We start from the raw sequence: 25,750 nt of genomic DNA, 5'->3' as shown, positions 1-25,750 counted from the left end.
CACCGCTCGCCCTCACCCGCACGCGGGCGCCTGACTCCCCGGGGCGTAGCCCGCACCCGTACCACGCCCACCACGCAGGCGGCCCCGCCGCGGAGATACTGCCGTGGAGGCGCCTTGCCGCCGGGGCGGAGGGAGGGACTTCGGCATCGGCCGCAGGGGCGGATTCCTCTGCCTACGAGGGCGAGCCGGTGCCGGGCCGGCGTGCCCGGATCTTCGCCGCCGCGTCGCGGAGCAGCCCGGGTGTCAGTCGGCGGTGGAGGGCGGAAGACGGCGTCCAGATGATGCGGCCGAGCAGCCGTTCATAGCGCAGGACCGTCACCAGGGACACCCGCCCCTCGACCGCCCGGACGATGAGGTTGCCGCTGAGGAACCACGACGCCGCCTCGAGCCTGACCCAGTCTTCGCCACGCTCGGCGAGCCGCCAGCCGGCCACGGTCTCCGGCGATCGCCCCCGGCTGAGCCGCAGACCGAGCAGGCCACGCCAGATCACTCGTGCCGGGAGGCTGGGCACGTCGCCGAACATCGCCCGGGCCCACTCCTCCGGGCTCGCCTCGGCGTCCGCGGTGAGGGTGAAGAGGTCGGCATAGTCTGCGTCGGGCAAGGAACTGGGGGCGAGCACCGACGCCGGGACGTTGCCCTTCCATACGGCGCTGTCGACGGTTTCCGGGCTGCCGCCTTCGTGAACCGGGCCCCCGCGCTCCTGCCAGGCGCGTTCCCATTGCCGGGTCAGCGCCGGGTAGACGATGAGACGGCGGAACGGCGCGATGGCGGCCATGTACAGCCGGCCCATCAGGCCGTTGGGCTTCACGAGGACCGCCATGCGCAGCTCGTGCTCGCCGCTCGCGGTCGGCACCCATCCGAGGTGCATGATCGTGTGCACGGTCTTGTTCGCCAGTTCGCGGGCGCACTCGTCGTCGAGCCCGTACACCGGGGTGAGCGGACCGAGTGCAGAGCCGGCAGGCACCGCGCGGAGGTCACGCGGCAGGCGGTCGCGCAGCGACGGAACCCGTGCCGCGATACCCGCTTCGGGCTTGTCCAGGCCGAGGAGGGCGCCGAGCTTCCAGCGCACCGCGAAGAGGAACCGGACCAGGGGGGACTGGCTCCCGGGTCCGTCGGCCGCCTCCATCGCGGCGAGCATCGTGGGGAAGTCGTCGGGTCCGGCGCCAGGCGTGCGGTAGGACCACACGTCCTCCAGTCGGAAGTCCCGGGTGAGTTCGTGGATCCGCCACGGCTGATCGGTGTGGGCTGCTTCCGGAAGCCTCATTGCCACTACCGCCTTCGCTGTCGTGGGACATATACGGGTGCGTATAAGCGAGCCTAGTAGACTTATACGGCACCGTATATTTCCTGGAGTGGTGAGGTGGGACACGTCGTGGGAGCTCCTCGCACGCCGCGTGGCAGGTGGATCGAGGAAGGGCTGCAGGCCCTGGCCGAAGGTGGCCCGGATGCCGTTCGCGTCGAGGCGCTGGCCAAGCGGATCGGCGTGACGAAGGGCGGTTTCTACGGGTACTTCGCCGACCGCGGCGCGCTGCTCGAGGCGATGCTGGACGCCTGGGAGCGGGAGAGTGTCGATGAGGTGCTCGACCGCGTCGAGCGCGAGGGCGGCGACCCCAAGACCAAGATCCAGCGGGCGGGCGCACTCACCTTCTCCAACGACCGTCTGCTGCCCATCGATCTGGCGATCCGCGACTGGGCCCGGCGCGACGAGGCGGTCGCCGAGCGCTTGCGAAGGGTCGACAACGCGCGCATGGCGCTGCTGCGCCAGATGATCGGCACCTTCTGCTCCGATGCGGACGAGGTCGAGGCCCGCAGCCTGCTCGCCTTCTGCGTGGCGATCGGTGAGAACTTCCTCGCCGCCGACCACGGCGAGCGCACCCGGGCCGAGGTCCTCGCCCGCGCCGCCGACCTGCTGCTCGACCGGCCTGCGCCAGGCCGCGCGTGAGCGTGCGGGTGCGCTGACGGAGCCCGGCATCCGCCGGCGCTTGACCGCGTAAGTCCGGGCCGCTCAGGAGAAGTCGCCCACGGCCGGAATCCCCCGCGAGGCGGCCGGCCGTCCGTCGAATCCCCGTCGAATTCCCCGGTCGCATGCCTGTACGCGCATCGCCGCGCCGGTGTACCGTCCGGGCCGATGGGTTTTGGGAGCGCTCCCATCGTGCTCGTATCCGCTTCGCACGAGGAGGAACGCGATGAAACGCTTTGTGGCCTTACTCGCCACCTGCGCGACGGCCCTGGGTCTCACCGCACTGGCCAGCCCGCCGGCCGCCGCCGCCACCGGCTGCAAGGTCGACTACACGGTCGTCAACCAGTGGCAGGGCGGCTTCCAGGCCGGGGTGAAGGTGACCAACCTGGGCGCCCCCGTCACCGGCTGGACGCTCAAGTTCACCCTGCCGGACGCCGGACAGAAGGTCGTCCAGGGCTGGAACGCCACCTGGTCGCAGTCCGGCTCCACCGTCAGCGCCGCCGGCGTCGACTGGAACCGCACCCTGGCCACCGGCGCGGCCACCGACCTGGGATTCACGGGCTCGTTCACCGGCGCCAACCCCAAGCCCACGGCGTTCACGCTCAACGGCGTGGCCTGTACGGGCTCCGTCGGAGGCGAGGAACCCCCGCCCGACCCGGATCCCAACCCGGGCACCGGCACCCCCGTGGGCATCAACGGACAGCTCCACGTCTGCGGTGTGAACCTCTGCAACCAGTACAACCGCCCCATCCAGCTGCGGGGCATGAGCACCCACGGCATCCAGTGGTTCAGTAAGTGCTACAACAACGCATCCCTGGACGCGCTGGCGAAGGACTGGAAGTCGGACCTGTTCCGCGTCGCCATGTACGTGCAGGAGGGCGGTTACGAGACCGACCCGGCGGGCTTCACCGCCCGCGTCAACAGCCTCGTCGACATGGCCGAGGCGCGCGGCATGTACGCCATGATCGACTTCCACACCCTGACGCCGGGTGACCCCAACTACAACCTGGAGCGCGCGAAGACGTTCTTCAAGTCCGTCGCCACCCGCAACGCCGGCAAGAAGAACGTCATCTACGAGATCGCCAACGAGCCCAACGGCGTGAGCTGGGCCGCCATCAAGAGCTACGCCGAGCAGGTCATCCCGGTGATCCGGGCCGCCGACCCCGACGCCGTCGTCATCGTCGGCACCCGCGGCTGGTCCTCGCTCGGCGTCTCGGACGGCTCCAACGAGACCGAGGTCGTCAACAACCCGGTCAACGCCACCAACATCATGTACGCGTTCCACTTCTACGCGGCGAGCCACCAGGACACCTACCGCGCCGCGGTGAGCCGGGCGGCCACGAAGCTGCCGCTGTTCGTCACGGAGTTCGGCACGGTGACCTACACCGGCGGCGGAGCGGTGGACCAGGCCAGCAGCAAGGCCTGGCTGGACCTGCTCGACCAGCACAAGATCGGCTACGCGAACTGGACGTACTCCGACGCCAACGAGGGAAGCGCCGCCTTCAAACCCGGCACCTGCAACGGCACGGACTACTCCAGCAGCGGTGTCCTGACCGAGTCCGGGGCGCTGATGAAGAGCCGCATCAGCACCCCCGACGCCTTCCCGACCAGCTGACCAGCTGACCAGCTGACCGGAGGCACGAGAGGGGCTCCGGCCGACCACCGGAGCCCCGTCCCGGCAGCGGCGCTAACCGCTCACGCCCCCGTCGCCCGCAGCAGCATCAGCGCGATGTCGTCGGTGCGGTGGTGCGTGGGCCGGGCGTGGTGGAGGAGCGCGGCCATGACCTGCTCGAGGTCCTCCTCCGCGGCCTGTTCGTCGAGGTGGGCCGCGACTTCGGTGATGGCGACCTCGATGTCCGTGCCGGCGGCTTCGACCAGGCCGTCGGTGTAGAGGGCCAACAGGGTGCCAGGGTGGAGCGGGATGTCCGTCACCGGGTACGCGGCGTCCGGCACGACGCCGAGGACCGGGCCCGGCGGCACGTCCAGGGGGCGGGCGGGGCCGTCCGGCCGGCGCAGCAGCGGGGGCGGGTGGCCCGCGCTGACCAGGTGGGCGCGGCGGTTGCCGAGGTCGAGGTGGGCGTACAGGCAGGTGGTGAACAGCCCCGGGTCGAGGTCGAGGAGCAGGCGGTTGGTGCGGGCCAGTACCTCGTCGGGTGCCGCGCCGGCGGTCGCGTGGGTGTGGACGGCCGTACGGACCTGGCCCATGAGCGCGGCGGCGGAGACGTTGTGGCCCTGGACGTCGCCGATGACGGCCGCCGCCGTGGTGGAGTCGAGGCGGATCAGGTCGTAGAAGTCGCCGCCGATGTCCATGCCCCGGGTGGCGGGCAGGTAGCGGGCGGCGACGCTCAGGCCCGTGACGGCGGGCAGCGTGTGGGGCAGCAGGGCCTGCTGGAGGCCGTGGGCGAGCTGGTGCTTGGTGTCGTACAGCCGCGCCCGGTCCAGCGCCTGCGCGATCAGCCCCGCGAGGGAGGTGAGGACGGCGCGCTCCTCGGCGGGGAAGGGCCTCGGGTGGTCGTACGTCAGGACGCAGATGCCGACCGGGCGGCCGGAGATGATCAGCGGCAGGAACGCCCACGCCTGCTTGCCGCTGATCAGCGGCGCCTGCGGGTAGATGCGCGCCATGTCGTCGGGGTGCGTGAAGAACGACGGCACACCGGTGGCGAGGGCCCGCCCCGCCGGGGTGAGGCGCGTGTCGAGGGGGAGGCCGTCGAGGCGTTCGATGACGTGCTGCGGATACCCGCGCGAGCCGGTGATCCGCAGGCGGCCGGAGTCGGCGGTGGACAGCACCAGGCCGTGCGCCCCGAAGGCCGGCATGATCTGGTCGGCGACCAGGTCCACCACGTCCTGCACCCCGACGGCCTCGGTGAGCGTGGCCGCCAGGTGCATCAGCTGGTACAGCTGCCCCGCCCGCGCCGGTGCCGCCGCCGGGAGTGACTGGTCGGGGTCCGGGCCGGGCTCCCGGCCCGGCGGGGTCTCGGGCGTGGTCTCGGGCGTGCTGTCGGGTGTGGGGCCGGCCGCCGGACGGGGCCCGGTGCGCGACGGGGTGATGCGTACGCTGATGCCGCTCGCGTCCGGGTACAGCCGGAAGTCCAGCCACCGGTCGGGCGGGCGGCACGCCGTGAACGACACGGGCCGGCGGCTCAGGACCGCCGCGCGGTAGCGGTCCTCGTACACCGGGTCGTCGAGCCACGGCAGCGACTGCCACGGCATGGTGCCCAGCAGGCTTTCGGCGCCGCGCCCGAGCAGCTCGGCGCCCCGGGTGCTCAGGTACGTCACCCGCCCCTGGAGGTCCAGCCCGCAGCAGCCCTCGGGCAGCCGCTCCGCGAAGTCGGCGGCGGCGAGGGCGGGTTGGGGTGCCGCCGGTTCCGGTGCGGTCGGCCGGGACGTGGTCTCCGGGGTGGCCAGGACGCGCGGCCGTTCGGGTGGCGTCACCGGGCGGCCGGCGTCCGCGGCCTCGTCCAGCAGCCGGGCCAGCCGGCGGCTGCTGGAGGCGATGTGGCCGCGTTCGCGCCGCGTCGTGCGCGGCGGATGGTTCCCCGGCCACATCAGCAGCAGCGCACCCCAGCAGCGGTCGCCGGTGACGGGCACGGCGGCCAGCGCCAGCGGGTACGGCAGCGCCACCGCGGTCCGCGGATACGTACGGGCCATCTCCTCCTGTCCCCCGACCCAGACGAGGCGGTTCTCCCGGACCGCGTCCGCCACCGGCGCCGGGGCGGCCGTCGCGACCCGCGTCCACGGCCCGACCAGCTCGGCGGGCACACCGCCCACCACGACCAGGTGCAGCACCTGCTCCTCGGGACGCAGCAGGTAGAAGGCGCCGATGGACGCGCCGGTACGGCGCATGGTCTCGCCGAGCGCCGCGTCCAGCGCCGAGTCCAGCGCCGCGGCGGGGTCCGCGGCCGGGTCCGCGTTCACGGGGTCCTCCCGGCACTGTCCGGGCCTGCCCCGGGCTCAGCCCAGGTCGTCGAACATGTCCAGCAGCGCATGCTCGTCCGCCTCTGCCTCCGGCGTCGCCCGGCGTTCGGTATGCGCGACCTGCTCCGCCCACACCGTCTTCCCCTGCGGCATGTAGCGGGCGCCCCAGCTCTTGGTGAACTGCGCCACCAGGAACAGTCCGCGGCCGCCCTCCTCGGTGGTGGCGGCGCGCCGGATGCGTGGGGAGGAGTTGCTGTGGTCGGACACCTCGCAGATCAGCGTCCCGTCGCGCAGCAGCCGCAGCGCCACCGGCCCTGCACCGCCGTACCGCACGGCGTTGGTCACCAGCTCGCTCACCACCAGTCCCGTGGTGAACTCCAGGTGCGCCAGGTCCCAGTCGATGAGTTGGTGGCGTACGAGCGAACGGGCCTCGGCCACCACCGACGGGTCGGCGGGCAGCTCCCAGCAGGCCACCCGGTCCTCGGGGAGCGCGCGTACCCGCGCCAGCAGCAGGGCCACGTCGTCGCGGGGCCCGTCGGGCAGCAGGGTGTCCGTGATCCGGTCGCAGGTCCGGTCCAGCGAGCCGTCCCGGTCGCCCAGCGCGGCCAGCAGCCGGTCCGTGCGCGCGTCGGAGACCTCGTACCCGCGCTCCTCCTTGAGCAGGCCGTCGGTGTACAGCGCCAGCAGACTGTCCGGCGCGAGGTCGACGGAGGCGGACTCGTACGGCTGGAGCCCGCCGAGTCCGAGCGGCGGGCCGGCCGGCAGGTCGATCAGGCGGGCCGTGCCGTCCGGTGACACCACGGCGGGCGGCGGATGCCCGGCCCTGGCGGCCGTGCAGCGGCACGACACCGGGTCGTACACCGCGTACAGGCAGGTCGCCGCCATGGCGGGGTCCGGCTCCGGGTCCTCCACCGAGGCGGGGTCCGATGGCGGGTCCGACGGCGTCCCGGAGGCGCGGCCGACCAGTTCGTCCAGGTGGGCCAGGACCTCCTCGGGCGGCAGGTCCAGCCCGGCCAGGGTGCGTACGGCGGTACGCAGGCGGCCCATGGTCGCCGCCGCCTGCAGGCCGTGCCCGGCCACGTCGCCGACGACCAGCGCCACCCGCATCCCGGACAGCGGGATCGCGTCGAACCAGTCACCGCCCACCCCCACCCCGGTGCCGGTGTCGGCGGGCAGGTAGCGGAAGGCGAGCTCGGCGGCGGTCAGCCGGGGCAGGTCACGGGGGAGCAGGCTGCGCTGGAGGGTGAGGGAGGCGGTGCGCTCGCGGCTGAAGCGGCGGGCGTTGTCCACGCTGATCGCGGCGCGGGCCGCGAGCTCGCCCGCCAGGGTGAGGTCGTCCTCTTCGTACGGCCTGTCCCGGCCGCGGCGGTAGAACCCCGCCAGCCCGAGGATGGCGCCCCGGGCGCACAGCGGGGCGCCCAGGTAGGAGTGCACGCCCTCGCCGAGGAGCTCGACGGGGTGGGCGCCGCCCACGGAGGCGGCCGCCGCGGCCGCCGCGGGCACCGAGTCGGCGACCGGCCGCCCGGTGCGCAGGCAGCGGGCCTGCGGGGTGCCGGGCGCGTAGTGGACGGGCCGGCCGACGCCCCGAGCGGAGTCGTGGCCCCCGGTCCCGGTGGCCTGCCCGGTGTCCCCGGCGGTGTCCCCGGCGGCGTCCTCGGCCGTCCAGGCGGCGGTACGGCACAGCCCCGCGCCCGGGGCCAGCGGGCCCGGCGGGGGCTCCTCGCCCGCCAGCACGCCGTCGACGAGGTCCACCACGACCAGGTCGGCGAAGCGCGGTACCGCGATCTCGGCCAGCTCCTCGGCGGTGCGCCGCATGTCGAGCGTGGTGCCGACGCGTACGCCGGCCTCGTTGAGGAGGCCCAGCCGCCGGCGGGCCTCGGCGGCGAGGCGGCCGACGCCCGGGTCGCCCACGAGCAGGAGCCACGCGTCCGGACGGCCTCCCGCGGCAGCGCCGGACGGCTCGTGCGGCGGGGGCGGCCCCTGCGGCTCCGGTGGACCGGCGGGGGCGGGCGGCCGGTGGAGCAGCGGCACCTCCCGCCCGTCGGGAGCGGTCGCCATGGGCGCACGGGTGGCCGTGGCGGTCGTACCGGTGGAGCCCGTCGTCGTAGCCGTCGCCGCAGTCGTCATCGTCATCGGCAGCGACGTACGCCGTACGTCGGGGAGGAAGCTGACCTCGACCGCCGCGCCCTCCGCGTCGCCGTGGCGCAGCTGCCTGCGGCGCAGCGCGGCCACGCGGCCGCCCGCCAGGGTGACCTCCGCGAAGGACTCGTCGTTCGAGGAGATCAGCTGGACCGCGGCCTCCAGCAGGGCGAGCCGCTCCCGGCGGGCCAGCCGGGGCGCCTCACCGCCGGGCCCGGCCAGCTCGCCGGAATGCAGGTCGAGGCGGGCGTGCGCGCCGCGCTCCCGCTCCCGGAGGAAGGAGCGCATGAGGTCGCGCTCCTTCGCGGAGCTCAGCTCCAGCAGCCGCTCGGCGATGCGGTCGGTGGCGTCCTGGAGCAGTACGGCCATGCCCGGCTCGGCGAGCGACTCGGGGACGGAGAGGTTGACGGCGCCCTGGACCGTACCGCCCACGGGGTCGAACACCGGGGCCGCCATGCAGGTCAGGGACTTGAGGTTGTGCAGGAAGTGCTCGTGGCCGACGACCACGAACGGCGAGCGGGTGCTCAGCACCATGCTGACGCTGCTGGTGCCCATGAAGCGCTCGTCGACGTTGGCGCCGGTGACCAGCGAGGCCTCGTTCATGAGCTCCAGCCCCACGGGGTCGCCCCACCGCTCCACGATGTTCGCGCGGGCGTCGGCCAGCGCCACGGTGACCGGCAGCCCGGAAAACCGGCGGCACAGCCCCTCCAGCACCGGCGTGGCGGCCCTGATCAACCGCGAGTCGGGATCCAGGTCGCCCTCCACCGGCAGCGCCACGCCCTCGGTGTCGATGCCCAGCGACTGCGATCGCTCCCAGGAGGCGAGGATCTCCGCGCGCACTCCGCCACTGCGGGTCGGATACGAGTCCACAAAACTAGGTTAATCGGGCAAATGGTGCGGTGCTAACGTCGGCCGAAGCCATGATCACAGGCGGAGCCATGGAACACCCGACGAACCAACCGCGTCCGGTCACCGTCGTCACCGGCGGCAGCCGCGGCGGCCGACACCTCCGTCGAGGCGGACGTGGAGAGGCTGTTCGACACCGCCGCGGCCGCGCTGGGCGGTCACCGGCCTGGTGAACAACGCGGGCGTGACCGGCCCGCTGGGCAGGCCCGCCGACGCCCGCAGGGCGTCGCGCCCGTCGGGTCGTACGCGACGGACCGATGCGTTCCGTGGTCATGGAGGGGTCCCTGTGGACGGAGTGCCGACATGCCGGTCCCAGAACGGTCCGGAGAGGCTCGCCACCGGCACCCGGGTCCGGCAGAACCAGACACCCCTGGGCCCTCTCGTTCGGATCGTCGACCGGCATACTGGGCGCCATCCAACGGCTGGAAGCAGACAGCGTGCCATTCGACATACTTCGCACGGGTGCAAGCCTCGCGACCGCCACCATGATGGGATTCGCCCCGTCCGCTTGCGGGACGGTCAAACCCGCCCCCACTCCGAAGGCCGTCACTCATGCCGAATTGGTCGGCCGGTGGGACGGGGAGGGGGAATGCGGATCGCCGATCGTCCGGCTACGCGACGACTACACCTTCTCCAGCAAGGACTTTCCGGTCCAGTGGGACGGTCCCGGGCCGGACTCGCAGGTGACACGCCGTTCAAGCGACGGGAAATGGCATGGGGTCAACAACGACCCCGGCCTGACGCCTTATCTGGTGCTTAGTTTCAAGAATCACAACGACCACCAGTTTCTGGCGTTCTATCTGGAGCGCGGAAAGCTGTGGATGGACGGGACCGTCCACGCGGACGGCGGGGACCCCTATCCCTACTCATGTCACTACACACGCACTTCCGCCGACCCTGAGGCCTAGTACTCCAGCTGTAGATCGTGATGTTGCCGGTGAGGTCGGTGTGGAGACGGGGACAGCCAGATCACGACGTCGGGGCGGCCAGGTTGCCGGCCTGGCCCTGCAGAATGCGTTCGAACCAGTCCGCAGTCCGTTCCGCGCATCGTCCGGGTGAACCGGCCACGTGGAGTCTCCCCACCACAGACCCCTGGAGGGGAATGTACATCTGGTCGTGGAGTTCGGTGCCGAGCACGCCTTGCCCGTCGAAGAACGCACCGAAGACATGGGAAAGGGCATCGGTTCCAGGCGTCACCACATAGAGCAAGGCCAGCAGGTGCGCGAATCCTGTCTCGTCGGGGCGAAGGATGAGGGTGTCGTCGGGGTCACAGGGCCAGGTGACGGCCCGCTCGCGTAGTACGGACACGAACGTGCGCCATGCGCCATCCAGCGTCTCGAACGTGTCCTCGTCGGCTTCCCCAACCGAGAACCAGGGCACGTACACGCGGCCGTCCATGGCCTGCACCCTAGCTGGAAGGCCGGCTGATCAAGCCGACGGCACCCTCCGGCTCGGGTCCCTAGCTCCCGTCCCGTACCTCCTCCGCGATCCGCCGCACCTCCGCCAGCGTGCGGTGCAGCAGCCCCGGACCGAAGGTGACGCGGGTGGCGCCCAGGCGGCCGAGCTCCGCGGGGGGCGGGCCGTCCGGCTTGGACAGGGCGTTGACCGGTGCCGTGATCTCGGCGCTGAGCGACCGGAGGTGCTCGGGCGGGACGAGGATCGGGTAGACGCAGTCGGCGCCCGCCTCGGCGTACAGGCGGCTGCGGGTGATCGCGTCCGCCAGGGCCGCCGCGCCCGTCAGGCCGCGTACGTACGTGTCGACGCGGGCGTTGAGGAAGAGCGCTTCGCCCGCCTCCGCCCGTACCTCCGCGAGCCACTCGGCGTGCCGGTGCGGGTCCTTGAGCGCGCCCGCCTCGCTGTCCTCCAGGTTCACGCCGACCGCGCCCGTCTCCAGCACGCGTGCCACGAGCTCCTTCGGCGGCAGGCCGTAGCCGCCCTCGATGTCCGCCGAGACCGGGACGGACACCGACCGGGCGATCCGGGACACCGCGGCGAACATCTCGTCCGCGGGCGTGGCCCCGTCCTCGTACCCGAGCGACGCCGCGACCCCCGCGCTCGGCGTCGCCAGGGCCGGGAAGCCGGCCGCCTCGAAGGCGCGGGCGCTTGCCGCGTCCCAGGGGCCCGGCAGGACCAGCGGGTCGCCGGGGGCGCGGTCATGGTGGAGGGCGCGGAACGCGGCGACGGGTGACTGCGGGGACGGCTGCGACGGCGCCGACGGCGACGGCTGTGAAAGGTTCACGGCCGTCGTCCTCAGTGGCTGAACTGGCCGGGGGTGTAGTGACCCGGGACCTGGCGGGTGGCCACGCCGAAGCGGTTCCAGGCGTTGATGACCGTGATCGCCGCGATGAGCTGCGCCAGTTCGGCCTCCTCGAAGTGCTCGGCCGCCTTCGCGTAGACCTCGTCCGGTACGAAGCCGTCCGTCAGGACCGTGACCGCCTCGGTCAGTTCGAGCGCGGCCAGCTCCTTCTCGGTGTAGAAGTGCCGCGACTCCTCCCAGGCGGCGAGCTGGACGATCCGCTCCACCGACTCGCCGGCCGCCAGCGCGTCCTTCGCGTGCATGTCGAGGCAGAGGGCGCAGCGGTTGAGCTGCGAGGCGCGGATCTTGACCAGTTCCAGGAGGTCCGCGTCCAGGCCCCGGCGGCTCGCCGCGTCCAGCCGGACCATGGCCTTGTAGACCTCGGGCGCGTGCGTGGCCCAGTCCAGGCGCGGGGTGTGTGCGGGGGCGTAGTCCTTGGCGTCGTTCGTCGTCATGACAGTGACCGTACGGGCCCGATGGCGCGGGGGTATGGTCCATTTCCATGACGGATCCCTGGGCCAATGCGGCGACAGCCGCCCGTGTCACCGTCGGCGCCGACCTACACCTGGAGCTGCGCGGCCCCCGGCTGCGCGCCGGACTCATGGACGCGCTGCGCGACGCCGTGCGCACCGGACGTCTCGCCCCCGGCACCCGGCTGCCGTCGTCCCGCTCGCTCGCCGCCGACCTGGGCATCGCCCGCAACACGGTCGCCGACGCGTACGCCGAACTCGTCGCCGAGGGCTGGCTGACCGCTCGCCAGGGCTCCGGCACGCGCGTCGCCCGCCGCGCCGCCCCGCGCCGGCTGCCCGCGCCCGCACCCGCGCCGGCGGGCGGCGACCAGGGCCGCGCACCGGCGCCGCGCCCGTCCGCCCGGCCACCGGCCCGGCCCCGGCGGGGCCCCCTCCACAGCCTCCACCCCGGCACGCCCGACCTCGGCTCCTTCCCGCGCGGCGAGTGGCTCAAGGCGGCGCGCCGTGCGCTGACGGCCGCCCCGCACGAAGCCTTCGGCTACGGCGACCCGCGTGGCCGGACCGAGCTGCGCACCGTCCTCGCCGACTACCTCGCCCGGGCGCGCGGGGTCCACGCCCACCCGGACCGGATCGTGATCTGCTCCGGCTTCGTCCACGGGCTGATGCTGATGGCCAAGGTGCTGCGCGGGCGCCGCGTACGGGACGTCGCGGTCGAGTCGTACGGCCTCGACGTCCACTGGAGCCTCCTCGCCGACGCCGGACTGCGCACCTCCGTGCTGTCCCTCGACGAACAGGGCACCCGTACCGACACCTTGGGCACCCAGGGCGCGGTCCTCATCACGCCCGCCCACCAGTTCCCGCTGGGCGGTGCCCTGCCGCCCGCGCGGCGCGCGGCGGCCGTCGACTGGGCGCGGCGCGCCGGCGCGCTGATCCTGGAGGACGACTACGACGGCGAGTTCCGGTACGACCGGCAACCGGTCGGCGCCCTGCAGGGCCTCGACCCGGAGCGGGTGGTCTACTTCGGCACGGCGAGCAAGTCGCTGACGCCGGGGCTGCGCCTGGCGTGGATGGTGCTGCCCGAAGCGCTGGTGGGCGAGGTGGCGGAGGCGAAGGGCCCCATCGACTGGGCGTCCGGCGCGCTGGACCAGCTCACCCTCGCGGAGTTCATCTCCTCGGGCGCGTACGACCGGCACGTGCGGTCCATGCGGCTGCGCTACCGGCGCCGGCGCGACCAGCTCGTGGCGGCGCTCGCCGAACGGGCCCCGCACATCCGCGTCAGCGGCATCGCCGCCGGGCTCCACGCCGTGCTCGAACTGCCGCCGGGCACGGAACGGTCCGTCGTCCAGGCCGCCGCCTGGCAGGGCCTCGCCCTCCAGGGCCTCGACGGTTTCCGGCACCCGGGGGTCGAGCGCACCCGGGACGGGCTGGTCGTCGGATACGGGACGCCGACCGACAGCGCGTGGGCCGGCGCGCTGGACGCGCTGTGCCGCGTGCTGCCGTGAGCACCGTTCCCGGACCCGCCCTCTCCGGCGCGGGAACCGCCCTCTAATCTGTGCCGTCCATGGTCGTGTTGACGGACGACGAAAACGGACGACGAGAGGGTGGGCGCATGCGCAGGCTGAGGTCGAGCACGGTCGTGCTCGGCGGCATGGGGGTGCTCGCGGCGACGCTGACGTCCTGCGGCTCTGAGCCGGACAAGCGCTGCGTCGACCCGGTCACGCGCGAGAAGCTCCCCAGCTACGAGTGCGAGAGCGGCAAGGGCGGCAGCGGCGGTTCGACCGGCGGCACGTACTACTACGGCGGCTCCGTCAGCAACGGCAAGGTCTCCGGCGGCAGCTTCGACAAGTCGGCCGTCGAGCGCGGCGGCTTCGGCTGCTCGGGCTCCGGCGGCGGCTGAGCCCGGGGCACGAGGGCACGAGGTCACCGATGAAGCGTTTCACCATCGAGCCGCGCCCCGACTGGCAGCGGACGGTCGAGGAGCAGGGGCTCGTCTACCCCCTCACCCGCTTCCCCGACGGCTCCCTGCGCCCGTACTGGGACGAGAGCGCCTACTACGTCTTCACGCTCCCCGAGGTGGAGGCCCTGGAGGAGGTCGTCGAGGAGCTGCACGCCATGTGCCTCGCCGCGGCCGCCCACATCGTGGACCACGACCGCTTCGCCGACCTCGGCATCACCGACCCGCGCCTCGCCGGGCTCGTCGCCGAGTCCTGGCGCCGGCGCGCCGAACTCCCGTCCCTCTACGGCCGGTTCGACCTGCGCTACGACGGTACGGGCCCGGCCAAGATGCTGGAGTACAACGCCGACACGCCCACCTCGCTCGTGGAGGCCGCCAGCCCCCAGTGGTTCTGGATGGAGGAGCGCTTCCCCGGCGCCGACCAGTGGAACTCCCTCCACGAGCGGCTCGTCGACGCCTGGAAGCGGCAGGCCGCGCTGCTGCCGCCGGGCCCGGTCCACTTCGTCCACTCGGAGGGCGACGAGCTCGGCGAGGACCTGATGACCGTCGCGTACCTGCGCGAGACGGCCCAGCAGGCCGGGCTCGACACCGAGGCGCTGTCGGTCGAGCGGATCGGCTGGGACCGGCTCTCCGGCCGCTTCGTGGACGACCGGCTGCGCTTCATTCGCAGCTGCTTCAAGCTCTACCCGTGGGAGTGGCTGACGACCGACCCCTTCGGCGGGCACGTCCTCGACACCCTCGACAACGGCGGTGGCACCGGCACCACCTGCTGGATCGAGCCCGCCTGGAAGATGCTCCTCTCCAACAAGGCCCTGCTGGCCATCCTGTGGGAGCTGTATCCGGGCCACCCGAACCTGCTCCCGGCCTACCTCGACGGCCCGCGCGAACTGGCCGCCCCCTCCGGGCCCGGTTACGTCGCCAAGCCGCTGCTCGGCCGGGAGGGCGCCGGGGTCACGCTCCACGAGCCCGGCAGCGAGCCCGTGGTGCGCGAGGAGCCGTGCTGCTACCAGGAGCTCGCCCCGCTGCCCGATTTCGACGGCAACCGCGTGGTGCTCGGCGCGTGGGTCGTCGAGGACGAGGCGGCGGGGCTCGGCATCCGGGAGTCGTCCGGCCTGGTCACGGACGAGTACGCCCGCTTCCTGCCGCACGTCATCCTGTAGGGGCGCCGCCGGTCAGCGCAGCACCGCCCGCAGCTGCTCCAGCGCCCAGTCCAGGTCCTCCTTGCCGATCACCAGCGGCGGTGCGATCCGGATCGTCGACCCGTGGGTGTCCTTCACCAGGACCCCGCGCTCCATCAGCTTCTCGGAGATCTGCCGACCGGTGCCGAGCCGCGGCGCGATGTCGACGCCCGCCCACAGGCCCCGCCCGCGGACGGCCTCCACGGCGCCGCCGCCCACCAGCAGGCCCAGCTCGTGGTGGAGGTGGTCGCCCAGCTCGGCCGCCCGCTGCTGGTACTCGCCGGTGCGCAGCATCGCGATCACCTCCAGCGCCACGGCGCACGCCAGCGGGTTGCCGCCGAACGTCGAGCCGTGCTCGCCCGGCCGGTGCACCCCGAGCACCGCCGCACTCGACACCACCGCCGACACCGGCACCACGCCGCCGCCGAGCGCCTTGCCCAGCACGTACATGTCGGGCACCACGCCCTCGTGCTCGCACGCGAAGGTCCGGCCCGTGCGCCCGAGGCCCGACTGGATCTCGTCCGCGATGAACAGCACGTTCCGCTCGCGGGTCAGCTCGCGGACCCGGGCCAGATAGCCGGGCGGCGGCACCAGCACCCCGGCCTCGCCCTGGATCGGCTCCAGGAGCACGGCCACGGTGTTGTCGGTCATCGCCTCCTCGAGCGCGGTGGCGTCGCCGTACGGCACGATCTCGAACCCCGGCGTGTACGGGCCGTAGTCCGCGCGCGCCTCCGGGTCGGTCGAGAAGCTGACGATGGTGGTCGTCCGGCCGTGGAAGTTGTCCGCCGCCACGATGATCTTCGCGGTGCCGTCGGGGACGCCCTTCACCCGGTAGCCCCACTTGCGGGCGGTCTTCACGGCGGTCTCCACCGCCTCCGCACCCGTGTTCATCGGCAGCACCATCTCCATGCCGCACAGGTCGGCGAGCTGCTCGCAGAAGTCCGCGAACCGGTCGTGGTGGAAGGCGCGGGAGGTCAGCGTCACCCGCTCCAGCTGGGCCTTGGCGGCGTCGATCAGCCGCCGGTTGCCATGGCCGAAGTTGAGCGCCGAATAACCGGCGAGCATGTCGAGGAAGCGGCGCCCCTCGACATCGGTCATCCACGCCCCCTCCGCCGAGGCGATGACGACCGGCAACGGGTGGTAGTTGTGCGCGCTGCGCGCCTCCGCGGAAGCGATCGCGTCCTGCGTTCTCGACACGGGGTCTCCGTTCGTCCTGCGGCTGGGGGCCTGGGTACACCCACATCTATCGTCGCTCGCGATGTGGGCCGGGAAACCTCCGTGCGACGCGCCCCCTAAGGTGGGCCGTACGCACGGCGACTGGCGTACGGGGAAGCGACCCCGGGGGAGTCGTGCGCGGCAGACCGCTCGAGGTGCCGCCCGCCTGGGGACCTCGTTGGATGTGAGTGCTGCCGACCCTCCCAGGAGGACGCCATGACCGACGTTTCCCTTCCCCCGCACCACCCGGCCCTGTCCGCCGCCGATCCCGAACTGGCCGCGCTGGTCGGTGCCGAGGAGCGGCTGCAGGCCGAGACCCTGCGCCTGATCCCCAGCGAGAACTACGTCTCCGACGCGGTGCTGGAGGCATCCGGCACCGTCCTGCAGAACAAGTACAGCGAGGGCTACGCCGGGCGCCGCTACTACGAGGGCCAGCAGAACATCGACCAGGTCGAGCGGCTCGCCGTCGGCCGCGCCAAGGCCCTGTTCGGCGTCGAGCACGCCAACGTCCAGCCCTACTCCGGCTCGCCCGCGAACCTCGCCGTGTACCTCGCCTTCGCCCAGCCCGGCGACACCGTGATGGGCATGGCCCTCCCGATGGGCGGCCACCTCACCCACGGGTGGGGCGTCTCCGCGACCGGCACCTGGTTCCGCGGGGTGCAGTACGGCGTACGCGAAGACACCGGGCTGATCGACTTCGACCAGGTCCGCGACCTCGCCCTCAAGGAGCGGCCGAAGATCATCTTCTGTGGCGGCACCGCGCTGCCCCGGACCATCGACTTCGCCGCCTTCGCAGAGATCGCCCGGGAGGCGGGCTCCGTGCTCGTCGCCGACGTCGCGCACATCGCCGGCCTGATCGCGGGCGGCGCCCACCCCTCACCCGTGCCCCACGCGGACGTGATCTCCACGACCACGCACAAGACCCTGCGCGGGCCGCGCGGCGCGATGCTGATGTCGCGCGAGGAGCACGCCAAGGCCATCGACAAGGCGGTCTTCCCGGGCCTCCAGGGCGGTCCCCACAACCAGACCACCGCGGCCATCGCCGTCGCCCTCCACGAGGCCGCCCAGCCCTCCTTCCGGGACTACGCCCACGCGGTCGTCGCCAACGCCAAGGCCCTCGCGGCCGAGCTGCTCGCCCGCGGCTTCGACCTCGTCTCCGGCGGCACGGACAACCACCTGATCCTCATGGACCTCACGCCCAAGGACGTCCCGGGCAAGGTCGCCGCGAAGGCCCTCGACCGGGCCGGGATCGTCGTGAACTACAACACCGTCCCCTACGACCCCCGCAAGCCCTTCGACCCCTCCGGCATCCGCATCGGCACCCCGTCGCTGACCTCGCGCGGGCTGGGCACCGCGCACATGGCGGCCGTCGCCGACTGGATCGACCGGGGCGTCACCGCGGCCCGGACCGGGGACGAGGACTCCCTGGCCAAGATCCGCGCCGAGGTCGCCGACCTGATGGCCGCCCACCCTGCCCCGGGCCTGCCCGTCTGACGCGCACCCGTCCTCCAGTCCGCCCGCTCCCTGTGTTCTTCGTCGCAGAGGGCGGGCGGGATCCGTTCCCCAGCTGTCGGCGGCACCTGCGAGAATGAGGGGCATGGCCTCTGATCGTCCTCGTGTGCTCTCCGGAATCCAGCCCACCGCCGGCTCGTTCCACCTCGGCAACTACCTCGGCGCGGTCCGTCAGTGGGTCGCGCTGCAGGAGTCGCACGACGCCTTCTACATGGTCGTCGACCTGCACGCGATCACCGTTCCGCAGGACCCGGCCGAGCTGCGCGCCAACACCCGGCTCGCCGCCGCCCAGCTGCTCGCCGCCGGTCTCGACCCCGAGCGCTGCACGCTCTTCGTCCAGAGCCACGTGCCCGAGCACGCCCAGCTCGGCTGGGTCATGAACTGCCTCACCGGCTTCGGCGAGGCCGGCCGCATGACGCAGTTCAAGGACAAGGCCGCCAAGCAGGGCGCCGACCGCGCCACCGTGGGCCTCTTCACGTACCCGATCCTCCAGGTCGCGGACATCCTGCTCTACCAGGCCCATCAGGTCCCGGTCGGCGAGGACCAGCGCCAGCACATCGAGCTCACCCGGGACCTCGCCGAGCGGTTCAACGCCCGCTTCGGTGAGACGTTCACCATCCCGGCGCCGTACATCCTGAAGGAAACGGCGAAGATCTACGACCTGCAGGACCCGACCGCCAAGATGAGCAAGTCGGCGTCCACCCCGAAGGGCCTGATCAACCTGCTCGACGAACCGAAGACGACGGCGAAGAAGGTGAAGAGCGCGGTCACGGACACCGACACCGTGATCCGCTTCGACCCGGAGGAGAAGCCGGGCGTCAGCAACCTCCTGACGATCATGTCCACCCTCACCGGCACCTCCGTCCCCGACCTGGAGCGGTCGTACGAGGGCAAGCTGTACGGAGCCCTGAAGACCGACCTCGCCGAGGTCGTCGTGGACTTCGTCACCCCCTTCCGGACCCGTACGCAGGAATACCTGGACGACCCGGAGACGCTGGACTCGATCCTGGCCAAGGGCGCGGAGAAGGCCCGGACGGTCGCCGGCGAGACGCTGGCCCGGACGTACGACCGGATCGGCTTCCTGCCCGCGAAGCACTGAGCACGCACGGAGCGAGCACGGAGCGCGCTCGCGCGGTGGCCCGACGGCTCTGGCCACGCGGCGGGTGCAGCCGCCACACTGGCGCTGCGCCCGCACCGACCGGACGACTGGACTGAGGAGTGAGGAGAACGACGTGGGGACCGTAACGCTCGGCGTTTCGATCGCGGTCCCGGAGCCCTACGGCAGCCTGCTCCAGGAGCGGCGCGCGGGCTTCGGGGATCCCGCCGCGCACGGCATCCCCACCCACGTCACGCTCCTGCCCCCGACCGAGGTCGACGCGGCGCGGCTGCCCGAGGTCCGGGCGCACCTCGCCGCCGTCGCGGCGGCCGGCCGCTCCTTCCCGATGCGGCTCAGCGGCACGGGCACGTTCCGGCCGCTGTCGCCGGTCGTCTTCGTCCAGGTCGTGGAGGGCGCGTCGGCGTGCTCCTGGCTCCAACAGCAGGTCCGCGACCCCTCCGGGCCGCTGGCGCGCGAGCTGGCGTTCCCGTACCACCCGCACGTCACCGTCGCGCACGGCATCCCCGACGAGGCGATGGACCGGGCGTACGACGAGCTCGCCGGCTTCGAGGCGGCGTGGACCGTCGGCTCCTTCGCGCTCTACGAACAGGGCGCGGACGGAGTGTGGCGCAAGCTGCACGCGTACGAGTTCGGCGCCGGCCGCCCGACGAAGGGCGGCGTGCCCGCGCAGGGCGCACCCGTGGACGAGCCGGCCCCGACGCGCGGCTGACCCGTCCTGCCGGCGGGCCCCTCAGAACGGCAGCCGGCGGAAGACCGGGCGCGGCAGGTGCCGCAGGACCGACATGACCGGCCGCAGTGCGCCCGGCACCCACACCGTCTCCGCGCGCCGCCGCAGCCCCTGCTCGACGGCGTGGGCGACCGCCTCCGGGGTCGTCGCGAGCGGCGGCTCGGCGAGCCCGGCCGTCATCTTTGTTCGTACGAACCCGGGCCTGACCACCATGACGTGCACGCCGGTGCCGTGCATCGCGTCGCCCAGGCCCTGGGCGAAGGCGTCGAGGCCCGCCTTGCTGGAGCCGTAGACGAAGTTGGCGCGGCGGGCCCGCTCGGCGGCCACGGAGGAGAGCACGACCAGCGAGCCGTGGCCCTGTGCGCGCAGGGCGTTGGCGCAGGCCAGCGCCGAGGAGACGCCCCCGGTGTAGTTGGTCTGGGCGACCTGCGCGGCGGCCGCCGGGACGGCCTCGTCACGGGCCTGGTCCCCCAGGACGCCGAAGGCCAGCAGCACCATGTCGACGTCGCCCTCCGCGAAGACCTTGCCGAGCGTCTCCTCGTGCGCGGCGGTGTCGAGGGCGTCGAACGGCACCGTGTGCGCCACGGCCCCGAGCTCCCGCAGCGACGCGGCGGCCGCGTCCAGCGCGGGGGAGGGGCGCCCGGCGAGCCACACGGTCCGGGTGCGGCCGGCGATCAGGCGGCGGGCGGTGGCCAGGGCGATCTCCGACGTACCGCCGAGGATCAGGAGGGACTGGGGGGCGCCGAAGGCGTCCTTCATGGCGGCGTACTCCTTACAGGCCGAGGCGGCGGGCGAGGTCCGAGGTGAAGACGGAGCCGGGGTCCAGGCGGCCCCGCAGGGCGAGGAAGTCGGGCAGCCGGGGGTACATGGCGCGCAGCGTCTCCGGGCGCATCCGGGAGTCCTTGGCGAGGTAGACCCGGCCGCCCGCCCCCGCCACCTCCTCGTCGAGTGCGTCGAGGAACGCGCCGAGGCCCGGCAGTCCGGCCGGGATGTCCAGCGCCAGCGTCCAGCCCGGCATCGGGAAGGAGAGCCAGCCGGAGCCGGCCTCGCCGAAGCGCTTCAGCACGGCGAGGAAGGACGGGCAGCGGCGGCGCGCGATCCGGTGCACGATGCGGCGCAGGGTGTCCTCGCGGCCGTACGGGACGACGAACTGGTACTGGACGAAACCGGCGCGGCCGTAGACCCGGTTCCAGTGCGGCACGCCGTCGAGCGGGTGGAAGAAGGCCGGGATCGGCTGGAGCTGCCCGGTGCGGGGGCGGCGCGGGGCCTTGCGGTACCAGAGCTCGTTGAAGGCGCGGACGCCGGAGCGGCTCAGCAGCCCGTCGCGGGAGGGCAGGTGGGGCGGCGGGGGCAGCTGGCCGGTGCGGAAGGCGAGCGGGCGGCGCCGCGCGCGGGCCGGGAGCGCGTCGTACGGGGCGTGGTCGCCGCGCGTGAGGACGGCGCGGCCGGTCGCGGCGCCGCGCGCGAGGAGGTCGATCCAGGCGACGGAGTAGCGGTAGCGGTGGTCGGTCGCGGTCAGACGGCCCATCAGGTCGTCGAGGTCGGCCGCGCGTTCGGTGTCCACGGACATCAGGGACGTCTCGACGGGCAGGAGCCGGATCGTGGCGGCGAGGATCACGCCGGTGAGCCCCATGCCGCCGGCGGTGGCGTCGAACAGCTCGGTGCCGGGTGCCACGGTGCGGATCTCGCCCTCGGCGGTGAGGAGTTCGAGGGCGTGTACGTGGTGGGTGAAGGAGCCGGAGACGTGGTGGTTCTTGCCGTGGATGTCGGCGGCGACGGCTCCGCCGACCGTGACGTGGCGGGTGCCGGGGGTGACGGGGACGAACCAGCCGAGCGGGAGCAGCACCTCCATCAGGTGGTGGAGGCTGACCCCGGCGTCGCAGACGACGACGCCCACGTCGGCGTCGAGGGAGCGGACGCGGGCGAGGGCGGTCATGTCGAGGACGGCGCCGCCCGCGTTCTGCGCGGCGTCGCCGTAGGCCCGGCCGAGGCCGCGGGCGACGGCCCCCCGGGCACCGCACGCGCGGACGGCGGCGGCTGCCTCCTCGTACGTGCGGGGCCGTACGACGCGGGCGACGGTGGGGGCGGTGCGGCCCCAGCCGGTGAGGGACTCCGTGGCGGGCTCGGTGGCGGACTCCGTGACGGACTCGGTGGCGGGCTCGGTGGGCATGGGGCGACGGTAAGTCGTTCCATGCCCCTTCCAGATGATTTCGAGCGGGATGTACCGCTTATCGCCTGACTCCCCGAAATGGGTGATTAAACGAGTGTCAGGAAAGATGTCCGTGCGATGAGACGCCCGGCGGGCGACAGTCGCCTCCGATGCAGAGGGGTGCAGAAAGGGGTGGCAGATGCGATACGTCGACCACCGGCTGCTCGCCGCCGCACGCGACGCCGGGCGCCGCAGGCCCGCCGTGGCGGTGGCCGCGCGGGTGCTGTCGGCCGGCGGCGAGCACGCGGCGCTGTGGCTGGCCGCGGGGCTCGCGGGCGCGGCGGCCGACCGGGAACGGCGCGCGGCCTGGCTGCGGGCCACCGCGCTCGTCGGTGCGGCGCACGGGGTGAGCATGGGCGCGAAGCGGGTGGTGCGCCGGCCCCGCCCGAGCGACGCGCCCGCGCTCGTCCGTACCGCCGGACGGCACTCCTTCCCCAGCTCCCACGCCACCTCCGCCACCGCCGCGGCGCTCCTCTTCGCCGCCCTCCGCCCCCGCGCAGGCCGGGTGACCGCGCCGCTGGCCGCCGCGATGTGCCTGTCCCGCCTGGTGGTGGGCGTCCACTACCCGACGGACGTGGCGGCGGGCGCGCTGCTCGGCGCCGCGACCGGCCTCGCGGGCGCGGGCTGGGCGCGGGACGGGCGGGCGGTGCGCGATGCGTGAGGCCCGCGGCGGGCTGACACCCCCTGCCCCACCCCCGCCCCGCACGGCCCACGGCGTCACCGACCCGCCCGGACCGCGCGCGACGGCCCCCCGCCCGGTGCGGCGGCCCGCGCTGCGCACCGTGGGGCTCGGGGTGCTGCGGGCGGCGCGCCCGCGCCAGTGGGTGAAGAACGTGCTCGTCGTCGCCGCGCCCGCCGCCGCGGGCGAGCTCGTCTCGCGGCACACCGCGCTCCAGCTCGGCGTGGTCTTCCTGCTGTTCACGGCCGCCGCCTCGGGCGTCTACCTCGTCAACGACGCCCGCGACGCCGACGCCGACCGGGCGCACCCCGCCAAGTGCCGCCGCCCGGTCGCCGCGGGCGAGGTGCCCGTACCCGTGGCGTACGCGGCGGGCGGCGCGCTCGCGGTGGGCGCGCTCCTCGGCGGGGCCGTGCTCTGCAACGCCATGACGGCCGCCCTCCTCGCCGCCTACCTGCTCATGCAGTTCGCCTACTGCCTGCGCCTCAAGCACGTCCTCGTCGTCGACCTCGCCGTCGTCACGACCGGCTTCGTCCTGCGCGCCATGATCGGCGGTGTCGCGCTCGCCATCCCGCTCTCGCGCTGGTTCCTCATCACCACCGCCTTCGGCGCCCTGTTCATGGTGGCGGCCAAGCGGTACTCGGAAGCCGTGCAGATGGCCGGCCGTAACGGCACCACGCGCGCGCTGCTCACCGAGTACACCACCGGCTACCTCCGCTTCGTCTGGCAGCTCGCCGCCGGGGTCGCCGTCCTCGGCTACTGCCTCTGGGCCCTGGAGAACAGCGGCACCTGGCGCCAGCTGTCGATGATCGCCTTCATCCTCGCGGTCCTCCGCTACGCCGTCTTCGCCGACCGCGGCGCCGCCGGCGCGCCCGAGGACGTCGTCCTGCGCGACCGGCCCCTCGCCGTCATCGGCCTCGTGTGGACGGCGATGTACGGGATGGCGGTCGCCGACCTTTGACCCGGACGAGACGACGGGAGGTCCTGGGCTTCCTCGGCGTGGGCGGCGTCGCGTACGCGGCCGACCTCGCCGTCTTCCTCCTGCTGCGCCGCACGGCCCTCGACCCGCTCGCCGCGAAGGCGGTCTCCTTCCTCGCCGGCTGCACGGTCGCCTACCTGGGCAACGCCCTCGGCACCTACCGCCGCAGGGCCCTGGACCTGCGCCGGTACGCGGTCTTCTTCGGCGTCAACCTCGCGGGCGCCGCCGTGCAGGTGGCCTGCCTCGGCGTCTCGCGCCACGGCCTCGGGCTGACCTCCCCGCTCGCCGACACGGTCTCCGGCCTCGGCGTCGGCATGGTTCTCGCCACCTTCCTGCGTTTCTGGGGGACGAGGACCCTGGTCTTCGGTGTACGGGGGTAGGCGGACCCCATGGACTGGCTGACCAAGCTTCCCCTCATCGGCCCGTGGGCCGCGCGTCTCCTGCGGACGCACGCGTGGCGTTCGTACGAGACCCTCGACCGCGTCCACTGGACGCGCCTCGCCGCCGCGATCACCTTCGTCAGCTTCGTCGCCCTCTTCCCGCTGATCGCCGTCTCCGCCACCGTCGGCGCGGCGCTCCTCAGCGACGAGCAGGTGCGCCGCCTGGAGGGCACGCTCGCCGAGCAGGTCCCCGGCATCTCCGACCAGCTCGACCTGAACGCCCTCATCTCGAACGCCGGCACCGTCGGGCTGGTCGCCGGCGCCGTGCTGCTGTTCACCGGCATCAACTGGGTCGGTTCCATGCGCGACTGCCTGCGCGCGGTGTGGCGCATCGACGACTGCGACGAGGGCAACCCCTTCGTCCGCAAGGGCAAGGACGCCGTCATCCTCGTCGGCCTCGGCGCGACCGGCCTCGCCTCGCTCGCCGCCTCCGCCTTCGGCTCCACCGCCGTCGGCTGGACCGCGGAGCGGCTCGGCATCCCCGAGAGCGGCGCCGGCGGCGTGCTCCTCCAGGCCGGCGCCCTCGCGGTCGCCGTCCTCGCCGACTTCCTGATCCTGCTCTACGTCCTGACCCTGCTGCCCGGCGTGGAGCCGCCGCGCCGCCGCCTCGTCGTCGCGGGGCTGATCGGCGCGGTCGGCTTCGAGGCGCTGAAGCTGCTGCTCGGCGGCTACATGAGCGGCGTGGCGGCGAAGTCGATGTACGGCGCCTTCGGCGTGCCGGTCGCGCTGCTGCTGTGGATCAACTTCACTGCCAAGCTGCTGCTGTACTGCGCCGCCTGGACGGCTACCGGCTCCCTGAGTGAGGCGGACGACGACGGCGTACGAGCTCCGGAAGCGGCCAGCGGCGGTTGACCAGGAACACCGCGCCCGCCAGCAGCACCAGCGCCCCGCCGGCCACCGCCAGCGCCGTCCCGGCGCCACCGCCGCCGGTCTGCGACGCGGTGACTGGGGCCTTCGTCGCCGCCTCGCCGGTGCCCGTCTCGATCTGCCGCGTGTCCGAGGTGCCCGTACGCGCCGACTTCGGCGGCACCAGCTCACCGACCGGCCGCACCTTCCCGGCCGCTGCGAAACCCCAGTCCAGCAGCCGTGCCGCCTCCTTGTAGACGGCGTGGCTCTCCTTCGCGGACGGGTTCATGACCGTCACCAGCAGCACCTTGCCGTTGCGTTCGGCCACCCCGGTGAAGGTGGCGCCGGCATGCGTCGTACTGCCGTTCTTCACGCCCGCGATGCCCTTGTACGGCATCATGCCGAGGTCACCGGTGAGCAGCCGGTTGGTGTTCTGGATCTCGAACGTCCCGCGCTTCTTGTCCCCGGGCTTCAACTCCCCGGGGAACTGCGCGCGTGGTGTCGAGCAGTACTCCCTGAAGTCCTTCTTCTGCATGCCGCTGCGCGCGATGAGGGTGAGGTCGTACGCGGACGAGACCTGGCCCTCGGCGTCGTAACCGTCCGGCGAGACGACGTGGGTGTCGAGCGCCTGGAGTTCGTCGGCGCGGGCGTTCATGTCCTTGACGGTCTGGGCGATGCCGCCGTTCATCTCGGACAGGACGTGCACGGCGTCGTTGCCGGAGCGCAGGAAGACGCCGAGCCACAGGTCGTGGACGGTGTACGTCTGCTTCTCCTTGACCCCCACCAGGCTGGAGCCCTCGCCCACCTTCGCCAGGTCCTGCTGGGTCACCAGGTGCGACTTCGTCTTGTCGAGCTTGGGGAGCAGCGTGTCCGCGAAGAGCATCTTGAGCGTCGAGGCGGGGGGCAGCCGCCAGTGCGCGTTGTGCGCGGCCAGCACGTCGCCGCTCTCCGCGTCCGCGACGACCCAGGAGCGCCCCGTGACCTCCTTGGGGAGGACCGGTACGCCGGGCGCCAGGTTGACCTGGGTGCCCGGGCGGCCGAGCGCCTTGCCGCCGACCGTCGACATGATCGCGGGCGGCTTGGGCTGCTTGTCCTCCTTGGTGTCCGCCGACGCGGGGACAGCCGTGAGGGCGGGGAGCAGCGCGGCGGCGGTGACCGTCAACGCGGTCTTTTTCAGAGCTGACACGATCGAGAACGTACAGGGCACGTTC

At 73.2% G+C, this 25,750-nt stretch carries 22 protein-coding genes, 1 pseudogene and 1 riboswitch; of the genes and pseudogenes, 13 read left to right on the top strand and 10 right to left on the bottom strand.

Annotation, left to right across the window (positions count from 1 at the left end; translation table 11 throughout):
* Positions 1-685: 685 nt before the first annotated feature.
* Positions 686-1,264: pseudogene (locus ACZ42X_RS25935) on the bottom strand (DUF2867 domain-containing protein); the annotation flags it as partial.
* A gap of 108 nt (positions 1,265-1,372) precedes the next feature.
* Here ACZ42X_RS25935 and ACZ42X_RS25930 point away from each other — a divergent pair.
* Together ACZ42X_RS25930 and ACZ42X_RS25925 are read left to right on the top strand one after the other, a co-directional pair.
* A complete protein-coding gene (locus ACZ42X_RS25930) occupies positions 1,373-1,942 on the top strand; it encodes a TetR/AcrR family transcriptional regulator (RefSeq protein ID WP_468294668.1) in 570 nt (189 codons plus the stop codon).
* Between the two features lie 244 nt (positions 1,943-2,186).
* Positions 2,187-3,575: a cellulase family glycosylhydrolase gene (locus ACZ42X_RS25925; RefSeq protein ID WP_468294665.1), complete on the top strand. Its 1,389-nt coding sequence runs from the start codon at positions 2,187-2,189 to the stop codon at positions 3,573-3,575.
* Between the two features lie 80 nt (positions 3,576-3,655).
* Here the strand turns inward: ACZ42X_RS25925 and ACZ42X_RS25920 are convergent, their stop codons facing one another.
* Positions 3,656-5,803: a SpoIIE family protein phosphatase gene (locus ACZ42X_RS25920; RefSeq protein ID WP_468295205.1), complete on the bottom strand. Its 2,148-nt coding sequence runs from the start codon at positions 5,801-5,803 to the stop codon at positions 3,656-3,658.
* A 108-nt stretch (positions 5,804-5,911) separates the two neighbouring features.
* Positions 5,912-8,884, bottom strand: a complete 2,973-nt coding sequence (locus tag ACZ42X_RS25915) for a SpoIIE family protein phosphatase (RefSeq protein ID WP_468294663.1) — start codon at positions 8,882-8,884, stop codon at positions 5,912-5,914.
* Positions 8,885-9,357: 473 nt separating this feature from the next.
* Here ACZ42X_RS25915 and ACZ42X_RS25910 point away from each other — a divergent pair, with 473 nt between their 5' ends.
* Complete coding sequence (locus tag ACZ42X_RS25910) at positions 9,358-9,828, top strand: hypothetical protein (RefSeq protein WP_468294660.1); 471 nt, start codon at positions 9,358-9,360, stop codon at positions 9,826-9,828.
* A 61-nt stretch (positions 9,829-9,889) separates the two neighbouring features.
* On the opposite strand, the gene ACZ42X_RS25905 is transcribed toward ACZ42X_RS25910, so the two are convergent.
* The 3 genes from ACZ42X_RS25905 to ACZ42X_RS25895 form a co-directional block, all read right to left on the bottom strand.
* On the bottom strand, positions 9,890-10,318 hold the full coding sequence (locus tag ACZ42X_RS25905) for a hypothetical protein (RefSeq protein WP_468294657.1): 429 nt from the start codon (positions 10,316-10,318) through the stop codon (positions 9,890-9,892).
* Positions 10,319-10,379: 61 nt separating this feature from the next.
* A complete protein-coding gene (locus ACZ42X_RS25900) occupies positions 10,380-11,159 on the bottom strand; it encodes an isocitrate lyase/PEP mutase family protein (RefSeq protein ID WP_468294654.1) in 780 nt (259 codons plus the stop codon).
* Between the two features lie 11 nt (positions 11,160-11,170).
* Positions 11,171-11,671: a carboxymuconolactone decarboxylase family protein gene (locus ACZ42X_RS25895; RefSeq protein WP_468294651.1), complete on the bottom strand. Its 501-nt coding sequence runs from the start codon at positions 11,669-11,671 to the stop codon at positions 11,171-11,173.
* A 47-nt stretch (positions 11,672-11,718) separates the two neighbouring features.
* Here ACZ42X_RS25895 and pdxR point away from each other — a divergent pair, with 47 nt between their 5' ends.
* The 3 genes from pdxR (at position 11,719) to ACZ42X_RS25880 (ending at position 14,800) form a co-directional block, all read left to right on the top strand.
* Positions 11,719-13,188 carry a MocR-like pyridoxine biosynthesis transcription factor PdxR gene (gene pdxR / locus ACZ42X_RS25890; protein ID WP_468294648.1) on the top strand — a complete coding sequence of 490 codons (1,470 nt, stop codon included), beginning with the start codon at positions 11,719-11,721 and terminating at the stop codon, positions 13,186-13,188.
* Positions 13,189-13,295: 107 nt separating this feature from the next.
* On the top strand, positions 13,296-13,583 hold the full coding sequence (locus ACZ42X_RS25885) for a hypothetical protein (protein WP_468294645.1): 288 nt from the start codon (positions 13,296-13,298) through the stop codon (positions 13,581-13,583).
* A 29-nt stretch (positions 13,584-13,612) separates the two neighbouring features.
* Positions 13,613-14,800, top strand: coding sequence for a glutathionylspermidine synthase family protein (locus ACZ42X_RS25880; RefSeq protein WP_468294642.1), 1,188 nt, complete (start codon positions 13,613-13,615; stop codon positions 14,798-14,800).
* 12 nt (positions 14,801-14,812) lie between these two features.
* On the opposite strand, the gene rocD is transcribed toward ACZ42X_RS25880, so the two are convergent.
* The gene (gene rocD, locus ACZ42X_RS25875; protein ID WP_468294639.1) at positions 14,813-16,015 is read right to left on the bottom strand and encodes an ornithine--oxo-acid transaminase; all 1,203 of its coding nucleotides are present in this window, start codon (positions 16,013-16,015) and stop codon (positions 14,813-14,815) included.
* A gap of 106 nt (positions 16,016-16,121) precedes the next feature.
* A riboswitch (ZMP/ZTP riboswitch) is annotated at positions 16,122-16,212 on the top strand.
* A 37-nt stretch (positions 16,213-16,249) separates the two neighbouring features.
* Between rocD and ACZ42X_RS25870 the strand changes: the two genes are divergently transcribed.
* The 3 genes from ACZ42X_RS25870 (at position 16,250) to ACZ42X_RS25860 (ending at position 19,371) form a co-directional block, all read left to right on the top strand.
* Positions 16,250-17,527 (top strand): serine hydroxymethyltransferase, encoded by a 1,278-nt coding sequence (locus ACZ42X_RS25870; protein ID WP_468294636.1) that lies wholly within the window; start codon positions 16,250-16,252, stop codon positions 17,525-17,527.
* A 103-nt stretch (positions 17,528-17,630) separates the two neighbouring features.
* Positions 17,631-18,644, top strand: coding sequence for a tryptophan--tRNA ligase (gene trpS / locus ACZ42X_RS25865; RefSeq protein ID WP_468294633.1), 1,014 nt, complete (start codon positions 17,631-17,633; stop codon positions 18,642-18,644).
* A gap of 133 nt (positions 18,645-18,777) precedes the next feature.
* On the top strand, positions 18,778-19,371 hold the full coding sequence (locus ACZ42X_RS25860) for a 2'-5' RNA ligase family protein (protein WP_468294631.1): 594 nt from the start codon (positions 18,778-18,780) through the stop codon (positions 19,369-19,371).
* 21 nt (positions 19,372-19,392) lie between these two features.
* Here ACZ42X_RS25860 and ACZ42X_RS25855 read toward each other — a convergent pair whose 3' ends face one another.
* On the bottom strand, positions 19,393-20,148 hold the full coding sequence (locus ACZ42X_RS25855) for a decaprenylphospho-beta-D-erythro-pentofuranosid-2-ulose 2-reductase (protein ID WP_468294628.1): 756 nt from the start codon (positions 20,146-20,148) through the stop codon (positions 19,393-19,395).
* 13 nt (positions 20,149-20,161) lie between these two features.
* A complete protein-coding gene (locus tag ACZ42X_RS25850) occupies positions 20,162-21,559 on the bottom strand; it encodes an FAD-binding protein (RefSeq protein WP_468294625.1) in 1,398 nt (465 codons plus the stop codon).
* 178 nt (positions 21,560-21,737) lie between these two features.
* On the opposite strand from ACZ42X_RS25850, the gene ACZ42X_RS25845 reads away from it, so the two are divergent.
* Genes ACZ42X_RS25845 through ACZ42X_RS25830 form a run of 4 tightly spaced genes read left to right on the top strand, consistent with a single transcriptional unit; the run spans position 21,738 to position 24,545 of the window.
* Positions 21,738-22,259 (top strand): phosphatase PAP2 family protein, encoded by a 522-nt coding sequence (locus ACZ42X_RS25845; protein ID WP_361421002.1) that lies wholly within the window; start codon positions 21,738-21,740, stop codon positions 22,257-22,259.
* Positions 22,252-23,235 (top strand): decaprenyl-phosphate phosphoribosyltransferase, encoded by a 984-nt coding sequence (locus tag ACZ42X_RS25840; protein WP_468294621.1) that lies wholly within the window; start codon positions 22,252-22,254, stop codon positions 23,233-23,235. The genes ACZ42X_RS25845 and ACZ42X_RS25840 overlap by 8 nt, the downstream gene beginning before the upstream one ends.
* The gene (locus ACZ42X_RS25835; protein WP_468294618.1) at positions 23,232-23,633 is read left to right on the top strand and encodes a GtrA family protein; all 402 of its coding nucleotides are present in this window, start codon (positions 23,232-23,234) and stop codon (positions 23,631-23,633) included. Before ACZ42X_RS25840 ends, ACZ42X_RS25835 begins: the two co-directional genes overlap by 4 nt.
* Before the next feature lie 9 nt (positions 23,634-23,642).
* Positions 23,643-24,545 carry a YihY/virulence factor BrkB family protein gene (locus tag ACZ42X_RS25830; protein WP_468294615.1) on the top strand — a complete coding sequence of 301 codons (903 nt, stop codon included), beginning with the start codon at positions 23,643-23,645 and terminating at the stop codon, positions 24,543-24,545.
* On the opposite strand, the gene ACZ42X_RS25825 is transcribed toward ACZ42X_RS25830, so the two are convergent.
* Positions 24,478-25,725 (bottom strand): D-alanyl-D-alanine carboxypeptidase family protein, encoded by a 1,248-nt coding sequence (locus tag ACZ42X_RS25825; RefSeq protein ID WP_468294612.1) that lies wholly within the window; start codon positions 25,723-25,725, stop codon positions 24,478-24,480. The genes ACZ42X_RS25830 and ACZ42X_RS25825 overlap by 68 nt on opposite strands.
* Positions 25,726-25,750 lie beyond the last annotated feature (25 nt).

It is taken from the genome of Streptomyces sp. NPDC030862, from assembly GCF_055571835.1.
The sequence above is the reverse complement of the archived record's forward strand: the minus strand, read 5'-3'. Positions and strand labels throughout refer to the sequence as shown.